We start from the raw sequence: 21,344 nt of genomic DNA, 5'->3' as shown, positions 1-21,344 counted from the left end.
GGGCTATCCTCCGAATCCGAACGGAATCGGTCGGGAATAGCCCTTTCCTTACGGTTCTGCGAGAGGAACAAATAGGCGCGGAAACCGCGCTTTCAGCGAGAACTTTGCGAACCGAAGCTCGTCTGTAGAGCCTGAGAAGCCGAAAATCGGCTTCTCAGCAGTCTGTCCCGCGCGTCCGTGCTGTGTAAGCGCGGAAATCGCGCTTATCCAGGCGCCACCGAACAAATAGGCGCCAAAACTGCAATGAAAAATGTTAGTACGGGAATTATGATGCAACTTTTTTTCCATTTAGAATGAAAATCGGTTATTATATTAATGAAATAAAAATAGAAAGTGGGATCAATCGTGGGCCGTAAGTGGAATAACATTAAAGAGAAGAAAGCTTCTAAAGATGCAAATACAAGTCGAATTTACGCTAAGTTCGGCCTTGAAATTTATGTAGCAGCACGGAAGGGTGAACCGGATCCTGAAGCGAATCGTGCTCTGAAAGTTGTGCTCGAACGGGCAAAAACTTATAATGTGCCGAAAGCAATTATTGATCGTGCCATTGATAAAGCAAAAGGCAGCTCGGATGAAATTTATGAGGAGCTTCGTTACGAGGGCTTCGGACCAAACGGTGCGATGGTCATAGTGGACGCACTGACGAATAACGTAAACCGTACAGCTTCAAGCGTACGTGCAGCATTTAGTAAAAATGGCGGCAATATGGGTGTAAACGGCTCAGTCGCTTACATGTTCGATGCCACTGCTGTCATCGGTATTGAAGGCAAGAGCATCGATGACATCATGGAAATTTTGCTGGAAGCGGATGTAGACGTTCGTGACATTGCTGAAGAAGATGACATCGTTATGGTTTACGCTGATCCGGAGCAGTTCCATGCTGTTCAAGAATCATTCAAAAAGGCCGGAATCACGGAGTTTGCCATTGCTGAACTGACGATGTTAGCGCAAAACAACGTCACCTTATCAGAAGAAGGACAAGCCCAATTCGACAAATTGATTGATGCTTTGGAAGATTTAGAGGATGTGCAGCAGGTTTATCACAACGTGGAATAACCAACAAGTAAGTTGATCTCATAATACAACGCAAAAAGCTGGTTCCTGTTCGCAACAGGAACCAGCCTTTTTGTTATTCTACCGAAGTTAACGAGACCTAGAATAAAAAATCTGGATGAAATACAAGCTATATTTCAATATGGAACCGTCTACGAGATCAGTCTGCCTTTATTAAGGGCCTTCATATCTATGTTGGAGTTGGCAATCAGAGGTAGCATCTTCACGCTACTAATCATGGGAGAGAGGCAAAGGTGGCAAGTTGGAACGTACTCAAACGCAAAATTGTCCCGAATCCAACCCTTACAATCTTCTTCCTTGCAAGCCCAGATTTTAGTGTTTTCCTGAGGGAGATCCTCTAACGATTTTCTTCGAAAATACATAGTTATCCTCCTTAGATTAAAAAAAACTGCCCTTAACACTTGTTAAGGACAGTTTACTGTATCTGTGTATTACAGTTTTACAACATTCTCGGCTTGAGGTCCGCGGTTGCCTTGAGCTACATTAAATTCAACACGTTGTCCTTCGTCAAGTGATTTGAAACCATCACCTTGAATCGCGGAGAAATGCACGAATACGTCATTTCCGCCTTCCACTTCGATAAAGCCAAAGCCTTTCTCTGCGTTAAACCATTTTACTGTTCCTGTTTCCATAATCAATTACCTCCAAATATTTATTTAACATGTTTTTTTAGATAAAAAAATCACACATTGAAAAAGGTACCATTACACAAATGATCACCTTTTCAATATGTGAATTTATGTTAACACGTTTTATAAAGTCATCATATCACACTAAAGATTACAAAGCAATTAATTGATGCAAATGGTCAGTAGAGAAGGGTCTAAATAAAAGTGCGATTAAACTTACTCAAAAGTTCTCCGAACATTTGCTGATCTTCCAAAGACCATTCTTGCAATAGCTCCGCTACTCGTTCGAATCGAGCCTGTTTGTTTGAAGCCAGTTCTTTGGCTCCGCTTTCCGTGATTTGTAGGGAATAGGCACGTCCATCCTGGGGATCTAGAATCCGGTATACATAGCCTTTTTGTTCCAAAGCGGCCGACTGTCGGCTGATTGTCGAGATGTCCAGATGAAATTCCTCTGCCAAGGCTTTGACACCTGCAGATCCCTGTGAAGAGATTTGATGAAGTAAAAGGTAGGCAGAACGATCCAGATTTCCAACTTTTTTATTGGTAGTTGCCGCCATAAATCGGCGCATAAGAATGGCTAATTCAAGCTCAATGGTTTCGGCAGGATGTTTCGTCATAGGTTACCTCGTCTTTCATTTCTTTATACAACTTCATTACTTTTATCGTAACATACCCGGTATATTTTGAATATCTTCGAACATACGGACTGAATATGGATTGACTTCGCATCACATAGTTGTATAATGCAAGTATATAGTTTCATCATACAACTTATTTGAACAGAAGGCAATTTCTAAACTGGAGGGGAACCGTCATTAAGGCAAATGAAATCATGGTTCGTCAAGTCTACAAAGTAAAGGAAGGCGATTCTGTACGCGCCGTGATTGAAAAATTTATTAAGCACAGAATCAGTGGGCTTCCCGTTGTTAATGACCGGAATGAAGTGGTTGCTTACATTAGTGATGGGGATATTATGCGTTTTATCGGCAAGCACGATGACCATGTCTTCGGTTCATATTTTTATACGGCTGTCATCAAGGGAGACAATGAAGAGTTCCACGAAAGAGTTCGTAGATTGCTTCCTTTGAATGTGATGAAAATCGCCCGAAAGAAGGTATTTACCGTAGATTCGGATGAGGATATTGAGCAAATTGCTGCCATATTGGGTAAAAAACGAATTAAAAAACTGCCAGTTCTAAACCAAGGCGTTCTTGTCGGAATAATCAGCAGGGGGGATGTTATTCGGCATTCCTTCCAGTCCATTTTATAAGGATGCCAAAGGAAAGGATAGAACGTACAGCGGCAAGTTGGAGGAAAAGAAGTGGAGAGTAAAGACTCAATACAGAAACCATTCTGGAGTATTGTTTTTGCCGTATTTTTTGGGAATTTCATGGCGACCTTGAGCACGACTAGCATTAATGTAGCTTTGCCCGTTTTCATGGACGATTTTAATGCTCCGCTGAATACCGTTCAATGGATGATGTCCGGATTTATGCTGGCAACAGGAGTTATTGCTCCTGTTATTGGATTCATCGGGGATAAATTAAGCTACAAACGGTTGTATGTCTACGCGTTAGGTGGATTTACATTAACTTCCTTACTTTGCATTTTCGCATGGAATATGGAATCGCTTATCGCTTTTCGAATTCTTCAAGGACTCTTTAGCGGCATTATTATGCCCACAACAATGACGATTATTTACCAGGTAATTCCGAAAGAGAAGCAAGCTAGCGCAATCAGTCTTTGGACTGTTTCTGCGATGCTGGCACCGGCATTCGGCCCAACGCTCGGAGGCTGGTTAACGGAATTTTATGGCTGGAAAGCTCTATTCCTAATGAACATTCCGATCGGAATCGTAGCAATGATCGTCACGCAGCGATTTATTCCGTATTATCGGCTGGGGAAAGGCTTATCCTTGGACTTCGTCGGATTCCTTACAGTCATCATCGGAACGAGCTCGCTGCTTACATCCTTTAGCCAAAGTCATAGCTGGGGGTGGACATCATGGAAAACGATGTTGCTTATGCTTGTGGGCATTATCATGATTGCTTACTTTGTTATGCGGTCGCTTAAGTCAAACGAACCGCTGCTTAATTTGCGCTTATTCAAAATACCACGATTCACCTACAGTTTAATTTTGAATTGCACCATTACAATTTCTCTATATGCAGGAACTTTTCTTATTCCGATTTACCTGCAAAAAATTCAACATGAATCCACACTCCACACCGGTCTTGTCATGCTGCCGGGAACACTGGCAATGGCGCTTGTTTCTTCACTGGTCGGGAAAGTATATAACAAGGTGGGGCCATTCCGTTTGGTCCTTTCCGGCGTTATACTGATGGCTGTGGCTACGTGGGCTATGTCCCGATTAAGCATGACTTCTAGTACAATCTTCATCGTTACCTGGATTGCCATTCGTTACGTTGGAATCGCTATGAGCAATATGCCCGTAACAAATGCCGGTATGTCCGCCATTCCGTCGCAATCGTCAGGTCAAGCGTCGGCACTTATGAACTGGATCCGTCAAGGAACCGCTGCGCTTTCTGTCAGCCTTTTCAGTACCATTCTTTCTTCCAGAACCCTTAGTTATATGGGACAATCAGGAGCTAATGATAGCCAAGCGGCTTCGCGCGCACTCTCCCTTAGCATACAGGACGTGTTTATAATAGGCACGGTACTTGTTGTCATCGCAGTTCCTCTCACATTTTTCCTCAGGAAAAAAAGTCCCTCTGCAGGCGGGGTGATTATGGGCAAGATGGAGGAAGCATAGAACTGAAAATAACTCTGCATTTTTGCTGGCCATACCTACCGGTTATAAGTGTATAATATAATAGGAATTTTATAGAGAAAGAAATAGAAAGAGAGAGAGAGAAACCATATGATTACAAAATCCTTATCACCATTAGTTGCAGCACTAGATTTAAAGCCTCATCGTGAAGGCGGATGGTACAAGGAGCTTTGGAAAGCTTCCTTCGAAATTCCAAAAGAGGTGCTTAATGAAGCGTACACAGGTTCCCGATACGCGGCTACTTCCATTTATTTCGTACTTCATCCAGAAGAGTTTTCAGAGTGGCATACGGTATTATCAGATGAACTTTGGCTTTGGCATTCAGGTAGTCCACTGTTGTTAACACTCGGAGGTACAAAAGACAAGCCTGAGGAAACACAAGAGATCATTCTCGGACCAGATGTTATCAATGGACAGTGTCCACAAGCCTTAGTTCCGGCCAACGTTTGGCAGACGGCAAAACCGCTAGGAACCGAGCCTGTTTTTGTCTCCTGTGTTGTAGCGCCGGGGTTTCATTATGATGACTTTAAGTTAATCAAGAAATAAGCTGCGGCTCTATAGCTGTATAAGCATCAACACATTGTTACCGGGAAAGAGATATGGCATACAAAATCTTGATTATAACGTTTGCCCACTATCAACTGTAATGATTTGACCTGTCATTGCTTCTTGTTCCAAGGCTGCACAGATAAATTTAGCAATATCTTCAGGTGTGGAAATGCGCTGCAGCAGAAGATTAGGAGCTAACCTGTTCATTTGTTCTTCTCTTCCAGTCCACCATCTTGTCGCGACGGCTCCCGGTGCAACGCAGTTGACTTTAATATTTGGAGCTAAGGCGCGTGCTAACGATTTCGTAAGACCGTGAACTGCCGCTTTAGATACAGCGTATGGAAGAGAGGAGCCTAATCCTGTTTGTCCCGCTATACTGCCGAGATTGACAATCGCTCCTTGTTTATTCATTTTCATGAATGGGGCAACAGCTCTAGCGCAGAAATACATACCTTTGACATTAACATCATAAAGCTCATCCCATGCTTCTTCTGTTGCCGCTTCCAGATCATCAAATGGGATATGCCGTGTAATGCTGGCATTATTCACAAGCAAATCAATCGTCCCAAATTGTTGAACCAATGTATCTACCATTTTCCTGACTTCTTTGTCTTGAGAAACATCGGCCCCAATGGCTATGGCGCGGCCACCTTTTATATTGATGATTTGTGCTGTTTCTTCCGCATCAGCTTTAGAGCGCGAATAGTTCACCGCGACAGTTGCCCCCCGCTCGGCAAGTGCAAGGCTAGTAGCCCTTCCGATTCCTGTACCACCGCCAGTAACAAGTGCCACTTTGTCTTTTAAATCCATAATTAGTCCATCTCCTTTTGTTGCACTATGATATTAATGATTGTATATGGCCAAGTTAAATTTGTATAATTGAATTAATTGATGGATATGTTCAAAAAAATTGAACTTGGAGCTAGAGGTATTTCGATGGATCTTAAAACATTAAAAACGTTTCAAATGATTGTAAAGCACAGTAGTTTTATCCGCGCAGCTGATGAAATGAATTATGTGCAATCGACCGTTACGATGCAAATTCAAAAGCTTGAATCCGACTTGGGTGTTCAGCTTATCGAACGAGGAAAAAAAATCCGGTTAACTGAAGCCGGAAGACTGTTTTATGAACAGAGTTTGCAAATTGTAAAGAATATAGATCAATTACAAACGAATTTGTCGGATTTGCGATTAGGCGAAACGGGGAATATCCGTTTAGGGGTGACGGAGCCAACTGCCAGTTATCGATTACCTGGTATCTTAGAGAGGTTTTTATCACAATTTCCGAAAATCCGTATCTCTGTGGAGTTTGCAAACACGCCAACATTAAGCGAGCGGCTTCTCAATGGGGATATTGACTTGGCTCTTTGTTCGGCACCGGACCTGGGTACCGAGTTCTATTTTGAACCTTTATTTAAGGAAAAGTTTGCGGTCTTGATGCAGGAGAACCATCCGCTTGCCCAAAAAGCGGTCATAGCGCCGGATGATATTCGGGGACATCGTCTGCTTATCACGTCAGCAACCTGTCCGTACCGCAGAAAACTTGAGATGGTATTGCAGGAATCAGGGAACAATCCAATAGACACTATGGAGATTGGCAGTATGACAGCTTTGAAATATTATGTAGAAAGCGGATTAGGTATTGCTCTTGTGCCAGAAATTGTTTTGAAACCAGTTCCTACAGGAACGACGATACGGCCTATGAGCGGCAGTCTTATAGACATGACTTTCGGCATTCTCTCCAAACCTTCGGAATATCCGATGAAACAGGCAAGCTCAAAGCTTTACCAATTTCTCAAGCAAGAACTACTTGAACAATTCCCCAATGGACTCAAAACTTAGACCCTCAGCCCGTTGCTGTGGGTCTTTTTTGCTGTCGAATTACAAAGACCGTTAATTATCGTTATATTTCTGAAAATAATCGTGTAGAGATCTCTTTGAGTTCATTCCTATAATGGACATGAATGTAATTACATTTGACAAGGAGAGATTTTATGCGAGAAAGGATTGCGAAATGGGTTGCTTTGTTCATGCTTTTGTTTATGACGGTCTCCTCCAACGCGGGTATTGGCGTTCAAACAGCGTATGCGGAAAGCCAAACCTACGAAGCGGAAGCACCGGTTAATGTTTTGAGCGGTAACGCCTCAGCGGCCGAATGCACCGTATGCTCGGGAGGCAAGAAGGTAGGCGGCCTCTATCAAGGCAGCTCGCTGCAATTCAACGGAATTACCGTAAGCGAAGCTGGAAGCTACAAGATGTCGGTTTCTTACATTTCCGGCGATCCTCGTTCGGTGAACATCCGTGTAAATGGAGGGAGTACGGAAAATTTCGATTTTCCCAAAACAGCTGACTGGAGCACGGTCGGCACCTTTGATGTCACGCTCCAATTAAATGCCGGTACGAATACAATCGTGTTCGACGACGGAAATTGGTATTCCCCGGACATTGACAAGATCGTAATTGCGCCTACAGTAACTTCGAATCCCGGAGGAGGTGGCGGAAGCGAAACGCCCCCGACATTCGCACAATATTACGAGGCTGAGTCTGCTGTAAATATACTTGCTGGCAAAGCTTCCGTGTCCAATTGCGGCACGTGTTCAGGAGGCAAGAAAGTCGGCAATTTGTATCAAGGAAGCTCGCTGCAATTCAATCAAATCCAAGTGAATGCTCCCGGTGTCTACACGGTGAAACTGTACTATATTTCCGGAGATCCCAGATCCGTACAAGTCAGTGCGAACGGAGGCACGGCCGAACTGTATGATCTGCCGAAAACGACGGATTGGAATACGGTCGGCACGTTTGACGTTGATCTCTCTTTAACGGCGGGCAGCAACACGATCATCTTATATGACGGCAATGCGTATTCCCCTGATATCGATAAGATCGCAGTGACGCCCAAAATCGTTACCTATGAAGCAGAAGCTTCTGCTAACACACTTGCAGGCAAAGCAAGCATTTCGAACTGCAGCAGCTGTTCCGAAGGCAAAAAAGTCGGCAATTTATATCAAGGCAGCTCCCTGCAATTTAATGGGGTTGAGGTGGGTTCAACCGGAAATTATCAAGTAACCGTTTCTTATATTTCCGGCGATCCTCGTTCTGTACAAGTCAGTGTTAACGGAGGAGCCGCTGAAACGTATGATTTTCCGAAAACACCAGACTGGAACACAGTGAATACGTTCGTTATTCCTTTAGCTTTAGTAGCTGGCAGCAATACGATCCAGTTTGCTGACGGCAACGGCTACTCCCCGGATTTGGATAAAATCGTGGTCGGTCCGAAGATTGAACCGAATCCTGGCGAGGACGATAACGTCAACGGCAGCCTTGGCGATCCCGGCGAGTCGAAGCAGTACGGTTCCATCACCGTGACGCATTATACGTATGGCGCGACATTTTCGAACGGTGAGGCTACCATTTCGTACCATACCGACAGCGGTCTTGCGGATTATTCCTGGAAGGACGCAAAAATTGTAAAAGGCGTATACGGCAGCTTACAATTGGGCGAGCTCGTCACCAGCAAGAGTTATACCAGTCATACCTTATCGGATGCTGCAATCGTCCCGGTTCATGACGGCTTTGGTACAGGACTTCGTTTTACCGTCATCAATGAATCACCTGGTAAACCTGCGCTTCATCAGATTTATACCGTGTATGAAGGAAAGAGCTTCTTCTTGACTCAGTTAAAAGCGGTTAACACTTCATCCATGACGACGAATAACATAGCTCCTATCATTGTGAGCAATAGTGGCGGTGTGGATATTGGAAGCAATGCGGATAATAGAGCGCTATTCGTCCCATTTGATAATGATAACTGGATTCGGTATAAAGCCCAATCGATCAACACTTCGAACACGGGGTATGAAGTAACGGCTATTTACGATAACACGAATCGGAAGGGTCTGGTGATCGGCTCCGTCACTCATGATACTTGGAAGACGGGTATTGCATGGAACGGGTTTAATAATAAATTGAACAACCTCACGGTGTATGGCGGAGCATCCTCCAACATAACGCACGACGCCGAGGCTCACGGAAGCATTTCTGGTACTGAATTAACATCACCAACCGTGTTTGTCGGCTATTTTGCGGATTACCGTGCGGGTCTCGAGGAGTACGGACGTGCGAACGCCGTGTTCACACCCCCTTTAAGCTTCCATGGCTCTGTTGCCCAGGAAGTTCCGGTAGGCTGGAACAGTTGGGGGGCCTACGGCAGCAATCTCACCTACCAAGATGTCATAGATACGTCGAATTACTTCAAGACGCACCTTCAAAACAATAATTTTAACAACAAAGGTGCACTCTACATTAACTTGGATTCCTATTGGGACAATTTAACGGATACCCAGCTGCAGAATGCGGTGGCAACAATCCGTCAAAATGGTCAGCAAGCTGGTATTTATTGGGCGCCTTTCGTTTACTGGGGCAATAACATGAGTCAGATTGTTGAGGGTACGAACAATCAATTCACGTACGGAGACATTGTATTGAAGGATAGCACTGGGAAAATATTGCCTACTCTGGACGGCGCCTATGCGCTTGATCTGACTCATCCAGGAACGAAAGCACGAATGGACTACTATTTGGGTAAATTTAAGGCTTTAGGCTTCACTTATATCAAATTGGATTTCTTAACGCACGGTTCTTTGGAAGGGAAGCATGCCGACCCAACCGTGACCACTGGTATTCAAGCTTATAATCAAGGAATGGCCTACGTGAACAGTGTCATAGGCGGCAGCATGTTCATTAGCGAATCGATTGCGCCGTTATTCCCCAGCCAATATGCACACAGCCGTCGAATCTCTTGCGATGTGTACGGCAAAATCAGTGAGACAGAATATGAGCTGAACGCGCTCACTTATGGTTGGTGGCAGAATGGTACGATTTACCCGTATACCGACCCAGATCATATGGCGTTGTCGAGGGCAAGTTCCTTGGATGAAGCGCGCAGCAGAGTAACTTCTGCCGTTATTTCAGGCACGGTCTTCTTGAATTCCGATGACGTTCGCAATGCGACCGCTCAAGCTTACATGAACGAGCTTTTGACGAACAAAGAAGTCAACCGTGTCGCGTTACTGGGCAAAGCTTTCCAAACGGTCGAAGGGAACACCGGTGCGGGTGCGGCCGATACGTTCGTACTGAATGATAATGGAACTTATTATGTGGCTGTCTTCAATTACAACGGTGCTTCCTCTTCGACAAAGTCCGTCGATCTGACCCGTGCGGGGTTGAATGGCACCAGTAACTATCTGCGAACAGATTTATGGTCAGGAGCCGAGGATAAGGTGAGCGGTAAGCTGAACGTAACCCTGAAGCCGGCTGAGTCTAAACTGTTTAAGCTTCAGCTAGATACTATTCCTCCTACGACGAGCGTCGTCTTGGATGGGATCAGCGGTTCCGGAACTTTTACAAACAAAGACATCACTATGACGTTGAACGCAGTGGATCAACCGGGAGGATCCGGCATACTTTTGACTGAATATCAGTTGAATAGCGGAAATTGGATAACGGTTAACGGACCTGTAACACTATCCGAGGAAGGCGTTTACAGCATTCATTATCGTTCGAAGGATCGATACGGCAATGTGGAGGAAGCCAAGCAAGTGACTGTCGGCATCGATCGCACAGCACCCGTTGTCCGAATAACCGATCCATTAACCATCTGGCAAACAGATCCATTGAGCCTGACTGTTCAGATCACGGATGCGTTAAGCGGCATAAGTAATAGCACCGTTCAACTGGATAAGAAAATCACGAGCAATCCAATCAAAGCTGCTCCTGCAGCTTTAGCCGTTGGAAACCATGTGATCGAGATTACCGGGACGGATCTGGCCGGCAACGTAACAGCGAATACGTATACGCTACAGGTACAGATCGATGCCAATCATTTCATTGATCTCATCAACATCGGTGTTGCGAACGGTTCGATCACGATTTCGGACAAAGGCAAGGAATTGCTTGCCAAAGTGGAAACAATTATTCGCAGCAACAATAAAGAAGTGACTGTCCGCCAATTAAAGGCGCTGCGCATTTTTGTGGAAGCTTTAACCGGCAAAAAGATCACCAAAGAATTCTCTGCGATCCTCATCGCTGATATTGATTACTTGATCCAAAATGCCAGTAAATAGCTTTAAGGAAAGGGTTGTCACCAAAGGGCTATAAACCTTGACGGGGACTAACTTAAAGATGGTTATATGAGGACTTCCGCCAATAGGGGGAGGTCCTTTTTGGTCAGCGTTGTTCTTAACGGAACGACATGCCGCTAAATTGGATGAAATGAGCTGAAAATTGAATTAGCGGAACGAGAGTGCGTTATTCGATGAAATTTGAGCTGTTCGAAGCTAAAAACAATGGAATAGCGTCACTACGTTCCTCATTTCTTGAGTTTGAGCATATTTCACGTAAATAGCGTTACTACGTTCCCCTTAGTGGAAGCCTACACTGATGGATGCAATGTATCTATGAAAAAGCTGCCCCTCTAATGTCTTTATCATTTCAGGGACAGCCATTTTTTTGCAATTTATGTGGGTTAGGGGGAGGTGACGAACAGCTTCGTGAAGGTAGAGCGGCTATCATAGTTAGCCAATGTTGTAATTTGTACAACAATCCACACGTCCAACGGCTATTTTGCAAGCTGATGTTGTAGTTTGTACAACATTTTGAACCATTTTGTTGCGAAATGGCCTGTATAGGGCCCAAATTGTTGTACGTTATGCAACATCAAGGGGAGAGAGGCGCATTTAGGCTGAAATTGTTGCACTTTCTGCAACATCAACAAATCGTGCTTAGGTATCCATCCATACATCCATACATCCATACATCCATACATCCATACATACATACATACATACATACATACATACATACATACATACATACATACATACATACATACATACATACATACATATCCATCCGACCCATAAACAAACATTCGTTCATTCGTACATCCGGCAACTTCAAGTGATCATATCGTACAATGGATTCCGATTTAAGCCGTTTATCTAATCATGCTTACGAACTAATACCGTGCAGCGGAATACGAATTTGCGCCTTCGTCCCGATGCCGAACTTACTATAAAGCGTAACACCGTATTCGTCGCCAAATGCTAATTTGATTCGCTGGTCAACATTGGTAATCCCATAACCCGAGACGTTGTCGATTTTACTCAGAGCACGTTCCTGTGTTTCGGTCCGCATGCCCATCCCGTCGTCGATCACTTCCAGATAAATATCACGATCATCTTTGTACACCTTGATGATGATATTAATTCCAACTTCATCGTCCCAAACGGCATGATTGATGGCATTTTCGACAAATGGCTGTAACGCCAGCTTAACCGTCTGATAAACAAGTAAGGAATCGTCAATCGCATAATGGAGCCGAAGCAGTCCCTCGAACCTAATCTGTTGGATAGCGATGTAATACTTGGTGAGTTTGATTTCTTCACTGATGGGCAATATCATTTTTCCTTTATTTAAAGAGATCCGGTAAAACTTGGCAAGGTGTGAGACCATTTCATTAATGGTGTTATCTCGGTGCTTAACGGCGAGTGCTGAGATGGACGCTAGCGTATTGTATAAAAAATGCGGATTGATTTGGGCTTGCAGCATGTTCATTTCCGCTTCTTTCTTCGAAATTTCCTTCTTGTAGACCTCATTAATCAGTTCTTTCAGGCGACCTGTCATTTTTTTGAATGCAAAGGATAACTGGCCAATTTCGTCATGCCCCATAAACGTCATGTTGACATTGAAATCTTCCCGTTCTACCCGCCGGATAACTTGAAGCAGGGATTCGATCCGTTTGGTGAAGAGCCGTGCGGTTATATAAATCAAAACAACGGAGATCGCTATGCTGCTCAAAGCAATGATTAGAATTCGCTTGGAGGCGATTTGAGCGTTGGTAATAAAGCTCTTGTAAGGGATGACGGAAATTGTTTTCCAGCCATTCTTGATCGTATTGTAAACGACGAGCGATTTCTCTCCATTGTACATACTATCGAAACTCCCTGAGTTTTTCTCACCGAAAGTACCGGGGATCAGTGTGCCGATATTTTGGTTCAGAAGCGCTTTGTTGCGGTTAGATAAGATATTTCCATTTTCGTTAACGATATAAATGTCTTTTTGTTTATCTTCCTTTTCCATAAGCCGATAAATGTCGGCTTCGGCAATATCGAACGTAAGAATACCGTAAGGATAGTTAAGGCTGTTGTTATTGAGCAAACGCGCTAGCTTGAATACAGGTTCAGTGCCAGTATTTGTTGCGGATACGCTGTAAGTCACATTCCCGTAAGAATGGGAGATTGACTCGTACCAATTGGTTGCTTTTGCCTCAGCATCAATTCGCTTAATATATACGCTGTCCGCAGGAAATGTCGTATTGCTCGTGTAGATGGATACCGCACGAATGTCGGGATTAGTTGCCAGTACATTATTAATCACATTATTGAAGTAAATGTACGAATCCAAGTAGTCTGTACTGTTTTCGGTGTAATCTTTGGTCAGCAGCAACCGCAGCGTATTATCCAAATAAATGGATGCGGATATTTTCGAATAGGAATCTAGCTTCGTTTCCAAGTTGGCGTTAAGTTGATCTGTCGTTGCAATCATATTGGTATAGATTTGCGTCGTTAGTTCCCGTTTGGTCGTGTCATAGGAATATTTGACGAAAAACAATAAGGGTAAGATCGAAACGATGCAAAAGACGGCGAACAACTTGCTGCGCAAACTGAGATTAAGAAACGTTTTGGCAATAAACCGGAGTGGCATTGGCAATCTTCCTTGTATCATAAAAGTTTTTTCCTGTATTCGTTGGGTGTCGTTCCTTTGAACCTTTGAAACACAGAGCAAAAATAAGAGACGTTTTCGTAGCCAACGGATGCAGCAATCTCATGGATTTTTTTGGATTTGTCTTTAAGCAGTTCAGCAGCATGATGAATCCGTACACGGGTCAAATATTCCAATATTGTTTCTCCTGTTTTATCTTTAAATAGGGTTCGCACGTAATTGGGTGACAGATACACCTGTTTAGCGATATCTTCGATGGTCAACTGTCTGCTGAAGCTGCGGTCGATGAGGCTTGCGATTTGATGAATGATATGAAGATTCTTGTCCTTGTCCTTTTCCTTCATTAGGGAAAGGATGGAATGGCAGACCTCTAGGATATGATTTTCGATTTCATTTATGGTGGAGTAATTGGCGATACGCTTCCAATCGTCGACATACATCGAATTGACGGAGTCACCCCCGAGTAAATTGGCAAAATGCTGCTCAATGGCCGTAATAAGCCGCAACGAGCTTGAACATACCAGGTCCCGATCGACCTTCGAGGTGCGCATAGTGTCAAAGAAATCTTGAATCACGGTGATAGCCACAGATTCCTGCAAGTGTGAAATGGCATGACAAAGAGATGCAATTACCGGTTCCGGGTTCACCTCTTTGAAGACCGGCTCGACAGCTTGATCGGCCTTTGTACACGATCCCAAGCCGAAATAAAATTTGCTTTCATTCGCTCGTTTAGCGCCTGCACATAAATCGTATACGCTTTCGAGACCCCTACCAACGTCGGATACGCCGATTGAAATGATGGCGTCGTTGCTGTCGTTTACATTCCGAATTAGTTGCTCCGCAGCATGGCAAAGTTCTATTGGCGGGGTATCAAGCTTATGACAGAGAAGTACGAATGTTCCTTCCTTGATTTGACAGAGAAAGGAACGGGGGATTTCCGCCTGCGTGAAATTGCGGATAAGTGACACGAGCTCCAACCCATAATTGCTGGATGGTTCAACCGTTATATATAAAATTTGAATAAAAACGCTCGAAGGAATCATAGAAGGCAGTAGTAACAATTTATCAATCCATTGGGATCGAACCATGGGACTACTTTCCAAGATCAGCTCCCTCAGATAGGTCTCCTTTAGTACTTCAGAGGTTTGGGAGGAAATCCGGAATTCCTCGCACTTCTGTTTGACTTTCTCCATTAAATGCTGGAGCTCCCCCATATCAAGGGGTTTCAACAAATAGCCGATTGCTTCCACGGAAAGTGCCGCTTTAATATATTGAAACTCATCGTGTCCACTTAGGAATACGATCTGGACATTGCGATTGATTTGTTTGGCCCGTCTGCTAAATTCCAGTCCGTCCATAATCGGCATACGAACGTCCGTTAATATGATATCAGGACGAAGCTCTTCCATGCGCAGAAGCGCTTCTCTGCCGTTCTTCGCCGTGCCAGCGACACGAATGCCCATATCTCCCCAACGAACGTAATCCGCCAGCATCTCGAGCTCCATTTTTTCATCGTCTACAAGCAGTATGCTGTACATTGAAAGCGCTCCCACCTTTCCAAACGCTGATCTTACCCAATTTTATTGTAAAACGTATAACTCAAATAAACAATGATCTTTCCAAAGGATCGTTCATTTGGAATACGTTTCTGAAGATGCTTGTATAGAATTGTTTTCTGCTCATTCCTATAATGAAAATATACAAAATGATTGGTTGTGACTGAGCGGCACAAGCCGCCGCAGCCTGGAAAAGGCGGGTTATACGTATGGAAGCGCGACTGAAAAGGATGAAAGGACAAAAATATTTATACTTAATGATTCTGCCCGCCTTCATCTCTACCATCTTATTTTCATATGGTCCGATGTTCGGCTTGTACATGGCGTTCATCAATTACTCGCCCGGCGGTGGTTCCTTTTTCCACCAGTTTTTTACGAGCAAGTTTGTCGGTTTTGAGTGGTTTCGGTACTTCTTTACAAGCGGTGATTTTTATATCATCATGCGCAATACGATTGCGCAAAGCTTCTTATCGTTGCTGGTTGGATTTCCGGCCCCGATTCTGCTGGCCCTAATGATCAATGAGGTAAAGACCGGTGTATTCAAAAAAGTGGTACAAACGGTTTCGTATTTGCCTCACTTTATATCTTGGGTCATAGCGGCAAACATCATCATAACGCTGCTATCCTCGCAGGGGCTGATCAACAAGTTGTTGATGCTTATGCACATTACGGAGCAACCGGTGCAATTTTTCCAAAACGGCCATTATTTTTGGGGGATCATTGCTGTATCCAATATGTGGAAAGATATGGGATTTAACGCAATTATGTATTTAGCTGCAATATCGGCTATTAATCCCGAACTATATGAAGCAGCCAAAGTTGACGGTGCTAGCCGCATGCGCCAAATGTTTCACGTCACACTCCCGTCTTTACGCCCAACGATTGTAATTCTGGCCATTTTGTCAGTGGGAGGTATATTGAACGCGGGGTTTGATCAGCAGTATTTGTTGCAAAACAACACAATCTTGAAATATTCGGACGTTATCGATACCTATACGTACCGATACGGACTGCAGAACGGCATGTTCTCTTATGGCGCTGCGGTTGGATTGTTCAAATCGGTCATTGCCTTCATCCTGGTCGTCAGCGTCAATACACTCTCCAAGCGAATGAATCAGCAATCTTTGTTCTAAATAAGAAAAAGATAGGAAAGGGTGGGTCTGAATGAGAACAAAATCCAGTGGCGATATCGTCTTCGCCTGGTTCGTTTATGCGTTTCTTCTTCTGGTATTTATTGCAACGTTCTACCCCTTCTGGAACATTCTCGTCCTGTCTCTAAACAGTGCGGAGGATACGATCCGGGGCGGCGTTTATTTCTGGCCGCGGGTGTTTTCCTTAACAAGCTATGCACAGATTTTAGGCGATCAGGAAATTATTAATGGGGTCAAAGTGACTCTAGCACGTACGTTGATCGGCACGCCGCTAGCTGTTCTGGTAATCAGTCTGCTTTCTTACCCGCTCAGCAAGCGTGATTTGGTCGGTGGGAAGTTCATCACACTTTTCTTCATATTCACGATGTACTTCGGCGGCGGTTTAATCCCCTACTATATGATCTTAAAGAGCCTGCACCTTATAGATTCCTTCTGGGTGTACATTGCGCCAGGTCTTATGAATGTGTTTTTTATGATATTAGTACGCACATTTATTCAGCAGCTCCCTGGGGAGTTAGATGAATCTGCGAAGATGGACGGCGCGAACGATCTGCAAATTTTCGTCAAGATCGTATTGCCGCTAACGACTCCGGTCCTTGCTACGATAGGGTTGTTTACGGCGATCGGCCATTGGAATTCTTGGTTTGATTCTTATGTATTCACCTATAAACCTGAACTGAAGACACTGCAGGCTGTTCTCGTCAAAATACTGAATCAATATCAGACATCATCTATGGTGTCGGATGCGCAGCAGATGGCGGATTCCGCCAAACGCCTCGCCGTATCGTCAGATTCGATCCGCATGGCTGCAACGATCGTCGCAACACTGCCCATTGTCATTGTATATCCGTTCCTGCAAAAGTATTTTGTTAAAGGTATGACCGTGGGAGCAGTTAAAGCCTAAACCAGCTTTCTCATTCTTGAAAGGCGGTGGTTGAGAGCACAATCCGCAGAGGATAGGACGATATCCTATAAAAGGTAATCAAAAGTTTTCAATACATTAGTCAAGGGGGATTTTAATCCATGTTCAAGACCAAGAAAACGTTCAACGTACTGCTTTCAACGGTTCTTCTGGGTTCCGTCATCGCTGGTTGCTCTACAAAAGAAAATACGGCTTCGCCAAGCGTTAAGCCGGCTGCCTCAACCGATAGCAAAGCAACCGATAGCAAAGCAAACGATATGACTCCGATTAAAATGACGTTCTTTGATAAAAATACAGGCGACGCCTTCACGAACGAGGTTGCCAAGGAAATAACGAAACGGACGGGCGTTACGATCGAAATTCAGCAGCCAACGGGCAATCCTTCAGAAAAACTAAATCTGATGCTCGCCAGCAGCGATTTGCCGGATCTTGTGCTAATGGACCGCGGAGGAGATATCGTTAGTAAGTACATCGCCGCAGGGGCGATTATTCCGCTGGATGATCTGATTGCGAAATACGGTCCCAACGTGCAGAAAATGTATGGGGACACTTTGAAAAAGACACGGTTTACCGACGGGAAAAACTATTATCTTTCTAACTGGTACGGCCCGGAGAATGAGCCTGTATTCGGCATAAATATGCGCAAGGATTGGCTTAAAGAGATTGCTCCGGACAAAGCTGAAGGCGGAAAGCCGTTCACGGCAGATGAATTCGAGGCGCTGCTGAAAGATTTCAAAACAAAGCTTGGCAAAGCGGACGGCAAAGACGTATTCCCGATGAGCTTCAACGGTGAAAATATGGGTGCTGTGCTCGGAACGTTTAAAGGCATGTGGGGGATGAAGACTTATTTCGAAGATAATGGAACACTGAAGTACGATGTGAAGGACCCGAAATATAAGAACATGCTGATGTACTTGAATAAGCTGTACCGAGAGGGTTTGATTGATCCGGAATGGCCAGTCAACAAGAAACAAACGTGGGAGCAAAAAATTTCTAATGGACTCGTATTTGCATCACCAGGCGCTTATTGGGATTTCGGAACGCCTAATGGTGTGCTTAAGAAAGCTGGCGGACCTGAAAAGCAGCTCTACCCGTATAAGCTTGTGGGACCTGGCGTTGATCCGGCAAAAACGACATTAGGGCCAAAAAGCTCGCTTGGTTGGGATGCGATTGCGATCACAAAGACGAATAAAAACCCAGAAAGAACGATGAAACTCATTGACTTCCTAGCTAGTGAAGAAGGCCAATACCTTCTGATGTGGGGGATAGAGGGAGTGCACTGGGATATGAAGGACGGCAAGCATACGCCGCGTCCGGAAGTTCTTCAAGGCTTTAAAGACGATTGGGATAACTTCGCGAAGAAAACCGGTATTCGCAAATGGACTTGGTTCGTGAAGAACGGTAAAGGCTCCGACGGTACGCCGTATGATTTGCCGGGCCGTTACCAGCGTGGCGAGATCGACCAGATGGCACTGAAGAACTTGTCCGATACGGTGTGGGAAACTTCGGCTTATGATAATCTCGGCCCTGCCGGCGGCACCCCGGATGCGCTCGTTAGCCAGAAGATTTCAGATATTATGAGCCAAACGATTACGAAAGTCATCATCTCCAAGACCGATACGGATGCAGCCGCTCTATTCGATAAAATGCTTGCCGATATGAAGGCAGCTGGCGATGAGAAAGTGGAGAAAATCATTAACGACAACTATAAGAAACGCATGGATCTTTGGAAATAAGAGAGGATGCAGATCAGGAAGCCGAGGCACTGTTCCGGCTTCCTTCTTCATTTAAATGTCTTTAGGCATGAAGGGAGCAGGTTAATGATGACAACCAGTACGATTACCTTTCAAGAGTTAAACGGGCAAGTGGTTGGAGAAAATGGGTTATGCCGAATTATCGTCGATCTGGCGAGCGGATTAACCGATTATGAATGGGATTCCGGTGGCTGCTTGAGCGGCGCTTACAGTGCAGCGCGGATCGAAGGAGGCAAATACGTTGCTTCGACCGAATATTCGGAGCACAAGCTGGCCGCTAGCAGCACTCAAATGATCCATGATGATTTCGGTACAGGCTGCCGTTTCTCTGTGATTCATTCGGCTGAATTGCTTCCGGTCATGACGCAGACGTTTTGGCTTTATGAAAAAGTGCCATACTTTTTCGTTCAGGTTGAGCTGGAGGGTGTATCGGAAGCATTGGAGACAAACTATATTTCTCCATTGACGGCGGACGCAGCTAAGGGATCATCGGCGATTTCTTTGGAAATAGCGGCCGAGGAACTGCGAGCGTTGTTGGTGCCATTCGATAACGATAAGTGGGTACGTTACGAATCAACCGCCATGCCGAACCAGCTGGAAAGCTATGAGGTAACGGCTATTTTCGAACCTGCATCGAGAAAAGGGCTAGTTGTTGGTTCGGTTACCCATGATACATGGAAAACCGGACTGAAAGTGATCGGACATGAAGGAGCGGCTATTCACCATCTGGAGGTATACGGTGGAGCAGCAGGCGAGTATACGCGCGATAGCATTCCTCACGGTACACTGATCGGCAAAACGATTGCTTCACCGCGTATCTTTGTGGGTATGTATTCGGATTACAGAACCGGATTAGAAGAATACGGAAAAGCCAATGCTGTGATAGCTCCACCTCTTCAATGGGAACACGGTGTTCCGTTTGGATGGAATAGCTGGTCGGCGGCAGGGGGAGAACTCGATTACGAGCTTTACACCCATACGTCGGACTTCTTAAAAAGCTTGCACGATGGCGGGTTTCATCATCAAGGGACAGTTTATATGAACTTTGATTCCTTCTGGTCGAACTTAACACAGCAGCAGCTCGAAGACGCCGTACGTCATGTTCGCAACAATGGACAAAAGCCCGGCATTTATTGGACACCTTTTGCCTTCTGGGGGAATGATTTCGATCGGGTTGTGGAAGGCACGGACGGCAAGTATACGTACAGAGATCTCCTGCTGCGTGATGAGCATGGGCAAATTTTACCCGAATTGGACGGCGGATTTGCAATTGATCCTACGAACCCTGGCAATCTGATGCGGACGGAGTGGCATCTTGAACGTTTTGTCAGGTGGGGCTTCGAGTACATTAAACTCGACTTCCTTGGACACGGTGCTTTGGAAGGCGTGCACTTCGATAAAGAAGTGCGTACAGGGCTTCAAGCGTACAACCTTGGTATGGCGTTGATCAAGAATAGGCTTGATCCCAAGGTTATCGGACGGCCATTCTTTATCAACTTGTCCATCGCGCCGATGTTTCCCCATCAATACGCCCATAGCAGGCGCATCTCATGTGATGCTTTCGGTACACTGAAAGATACGGAGTATATGTTGAATTCACTTACATATGGTTGGTGGATGAATGGGAGCATTTATCCTTTCAATGATCCTGACCATACTGTTCTGTATAAGAGCTATAACCAAGAACCTACGATGGTGCAGGAAGGCAGGAGTCGTCTAAACGCTTCTCTTATTGCCGGAACGGTACTTCTGATGGGGGACGATTTCCGTAAGGAGGAAGCAAGAATCAGGGCAGAGGACTGGTTAACCCGGGCGGAGCTGCTAAAAATTGCAAAGACAGGAATAAGTTTTATTCCGCTTGAGGGAAATACCGATGCGGCGTCTGATGATGTTTTTTTCCAAATGACAAATGACGACTGTTTTATAGCTGTGTTTAACTATAATAAAGATGAAACGGTTGAGAAACGTATATCCATCGAGCGTTTGGGTCTGCCCAAAAATGCGACTTATGAGCTGCATGATCTATGGGAGGGAACCGCCCATCAGTCATCAGGAGACATAAGCGTTCGCTTGGAACCGGCGGAGTCGAAGATTATTAAGTTGATTCTTTAGCGGGAAGGAGCTGCTTCGGCAGCTC

At 44.8% G+C, this 21,344-nt stretch carries 17 protein-coding genes; 10 read left to right on the top strand and 7 right to left on the bottom strand.

Going from position 1 to position 21,344, the window contains the following annotated elements; genetic code table 11:
* Positions 1–48 precede the first annotated feature (48 nt).
* Positions 49–276 carry a hypothetical protein gene (locus tag AC58U0_RS25295; RefSeq protein ID WP_497381674.1) on the bottom strand — a complete coding sequence of 76 codons (228 nt, stop codon included), beginning with the start codon at positions 274–276 and terminating at the stop codon, positions 49–51.
* Between the two features lie 69 nt (positions 277–345).
* Between AC58U0_RS25295 and AC58U0_RS25290 the strand changes: the two genes are divergently transcribed.
* Positions 346–1,056 carry a YebC/PmpR family DNA-binding transcriptional regulator gene (locus tag AC58U0_RS25290; RefSeq protein ID WP_047687725.1) on the top strand — a complete coding sequence of 237 codons (711 nt, stop codon included), beginning with the start codon at positions 346–348 and terminating at the stop codon, positions 1,054–1,056.
* A 149-nt stretch (positions 1,057–1,205) separates the two neighbouring features.
* On the opposite strand, the gene AC58U0_RS25285 is transcribed toward AC58U0_RS25290, so the two are convergent.
* From AC58U0_RS25285 to AC58U0_RS25275, 3 genes are all read right to left on the bottom strand, one after another.
* Complete coding sequence (locus AC58U0_RS25285) at positions 1,206–1,436, bottom strand: cold-shock protein (RefSeq protein WP_497381673.1); 231 nt, start codon at positions 1,434–1,436, stop codon at positions 1,206–1,208.
* A 69-nt stretch (positions 1,437–1,505) separates the two neighbouring features.
* Positions 1,506–1,706, bottom strand: coding sequence for a cold-shock protein (locus tag AC58U0_RS25280; RefSeq protein ID WP_028553508.1), 201 nt, complete (start codon positions 1,704–1,706; stop codon positions 1,506–1,508).
* A 191-nt stretch (positions 1,707–1,897) separates the two neighbouring features.
* Positions 1,898–2,320: a MarR family winged helix-turn-helix transcriptional regulator gene (locus AC58U0_RS25275; RefSeq protein WP_497381672.1), complete on the bottom strand. Its 423-nt coding sequence runs from the start codon at positions 2,318–2,320 to the stop codon at positions 1,898–1,900.
* A gap of 197 nt (positions 2,321–2,517) precedes the next feature.
* Here AC58U0_RS25275 and AC58U0_RS25270 point away from each other — a divergent pair, with 197 nt between their 5' ends.
* The 3 genes from AC58U0_RS25270 (at position 2,518) to AC58U0_RS25260 (ending at position 5,040) form a co-directional block, all read left to right on the top strand.
* The gene (locus tag AC58U0_RS25270; protein WP_497381762.1) at positions 2,518–2,973 is read left to right on the top strand and encodes a CBS domain-containing protein; all 456 of its coding nucleotides are present in this window, start codon (positions 2,518–2,520) and stop codon (positions 2,971–2,973) included.
* A gap of 51 nt (positions 2,974–3,024) precedes the next feature.
* A complete protein-coding gene (locus AC58U0_RS25265; protein WP_497381671.1) occupies positions 3,025–4,476 on the top strand; it encodes an MDR family MFS transporter in 1,452 nt (483 codons plus the stop codon).
* Between the two features lie 111 nt (positions 4,477–4,587).
* Complete coding sequence (locus tag AC58U0_RS25260) at positions 4,588–5,040, top strand: cupin domain-containing protein (protein ID WP_057307085.1); 453 nt, start codon at positions 4,588–4,590, stop codon at positions 5,038–5,040.
* Between the two features lie 72 nt (positions 5,041–5,112).
* Here the strand turns inward: AC58U0_RS25260 and AC58U0_RS25255 are convergent, their stop codons facing one another.
* On the bottom strand, positions 5,113–5,853 hold the full coding sequence (locus tag AC58U0_RS25255; RefSeq protein ID WP_497381670.1) for an SDR family NAD(P)-dependent oxidoreductase: 741 nt from the start codon (positions 5,851–5,853) through the stop codon (positions 5,113–5,115).
* Positions 5,854–5,979: 126 nt separating this feature from the next.
* Here AC58U0_RS25255 and AC58U0_RS25250 point away from each other — a divergent pair, with 126 nt between their 5' ends.
* Both AC58U0_RS25250 and AC58U0_RS25245 read left to right on the top strand, forming a co-directional pair.
* Positions 5,980–6,885 (top strand): LysR family transcriptional regulator, encoded by a 906-nt coding sequence (locus AC58U0_RS25250; RefSeq protein WP_497381669.1) that lies wholly within the window; start codon positions 5,980–5,982, stop codon positions 6,883–6,885.
* A 152-nt stretch (positions 6,886–7,037) separates the two neighbouring features.
* Positions 7,038–11,165, top strand: coding sequence for an OmpL47-type beta-barrel domain-containing protein (locus tag AC58U0_RS25245; RefSeq protein ID WP_497381668.1), 4,128 nt, complete (start codon positions 7,038–7,040; stop codon positions 11,163–11,165).
* 886 nt (positions 11,166–12,051) lie between these two features.
* Here the strand turns inward: AC58U0_RS25245 and AC58U0_RS25240 are convergent.
* On the bottom strand, positions 12,052–13,806 hold the full coding sequence (locus AC58U0_RS25240) for a cache domain-containing sensor histidine kinase (RefSeq protein ID WP_497381667.1): 1,755 nt from the start codon (positions 13,804–13,806) through the stop codon (positions 12,052–12,054).
* A gap of 17 nt (positions 13,807–13,823) precedes the next feature.
* The gene (locus AC58U0_RS25235) at positions 13,824–15,362 is read right to left on the bottom strand and encodes a response regulator transcription factor (RefSeq protein ID WP_497381666.1); all 1,539 of its coding nucleotides are present in this window, start codon (positions 15,360–15,362) and stop codon (positions 13,824–13,826) included.
* Between the two features lie 227 nt (positions 15,363–15,589).
* On the opposite strand from AC58U0_RS25235, the gene AC58U0_RS25230 reads away from it, so the two are divergent.
* The 4 genes from AC58U0_RS25230 (at position 15,590) to AC58U0_RS25215 (ending at position 21,319) form a co-directional block, all read left to right on the top strand.
* A complete protein-coding gene (locus AC58U0_RS25230) occupies positions 15,590–16,513 on the top strand; it encodes an ABC transporter permease (RefSeq protein WP_497381665.1) in 924 nt (307 codons plus the stop codon).
* 31 nt (positions 16,514–16,544) lie between these two features.
* Entirely contained in the window at positions 16,545–17,435 is an 891-nt protein-coding gene (locus AC58U0_RS25225) for a carbohydrate ABC transporter permease (RefSeq protein ID WP_497381664.1), read from the top strand.
* Positions 17,436–17,554: 119 nt separating this feature from the next.
* A complete protein-coding gene (locus AC58U0_RS25220) occupies positions 17,555–19,189 on the top strand; it encodes a type 2 periplasmic-binding domain-containing protein (protein WP_497381663.1) in 1,635 nt (544 codons plus the stop codon).
* An 84-nt stretch (positions 19,190–19,273) separates the two neighbouring features.
* Positions 19,274–21,319 (top strand): alpha-galactosidase, encoded by a 2,046-nt coding sequence (locus tag AC58U0_RS25215; protein ID WP_497381662.1) that lies wholly within the window; start codon positions 19,274–19,276, stop codon positions 21,317–21,319.
* Positions 21,320–21,344 lie beyond the last annotated feature (25 nt).

It is taken from the genome of Paenibacillus sp. J31P190 (assembly GCF_059692075.1).
Note: the sequence above shows the minus strand (reverse complement) of the source record. Positions and strands in the feature narration are given on the sequence as shown.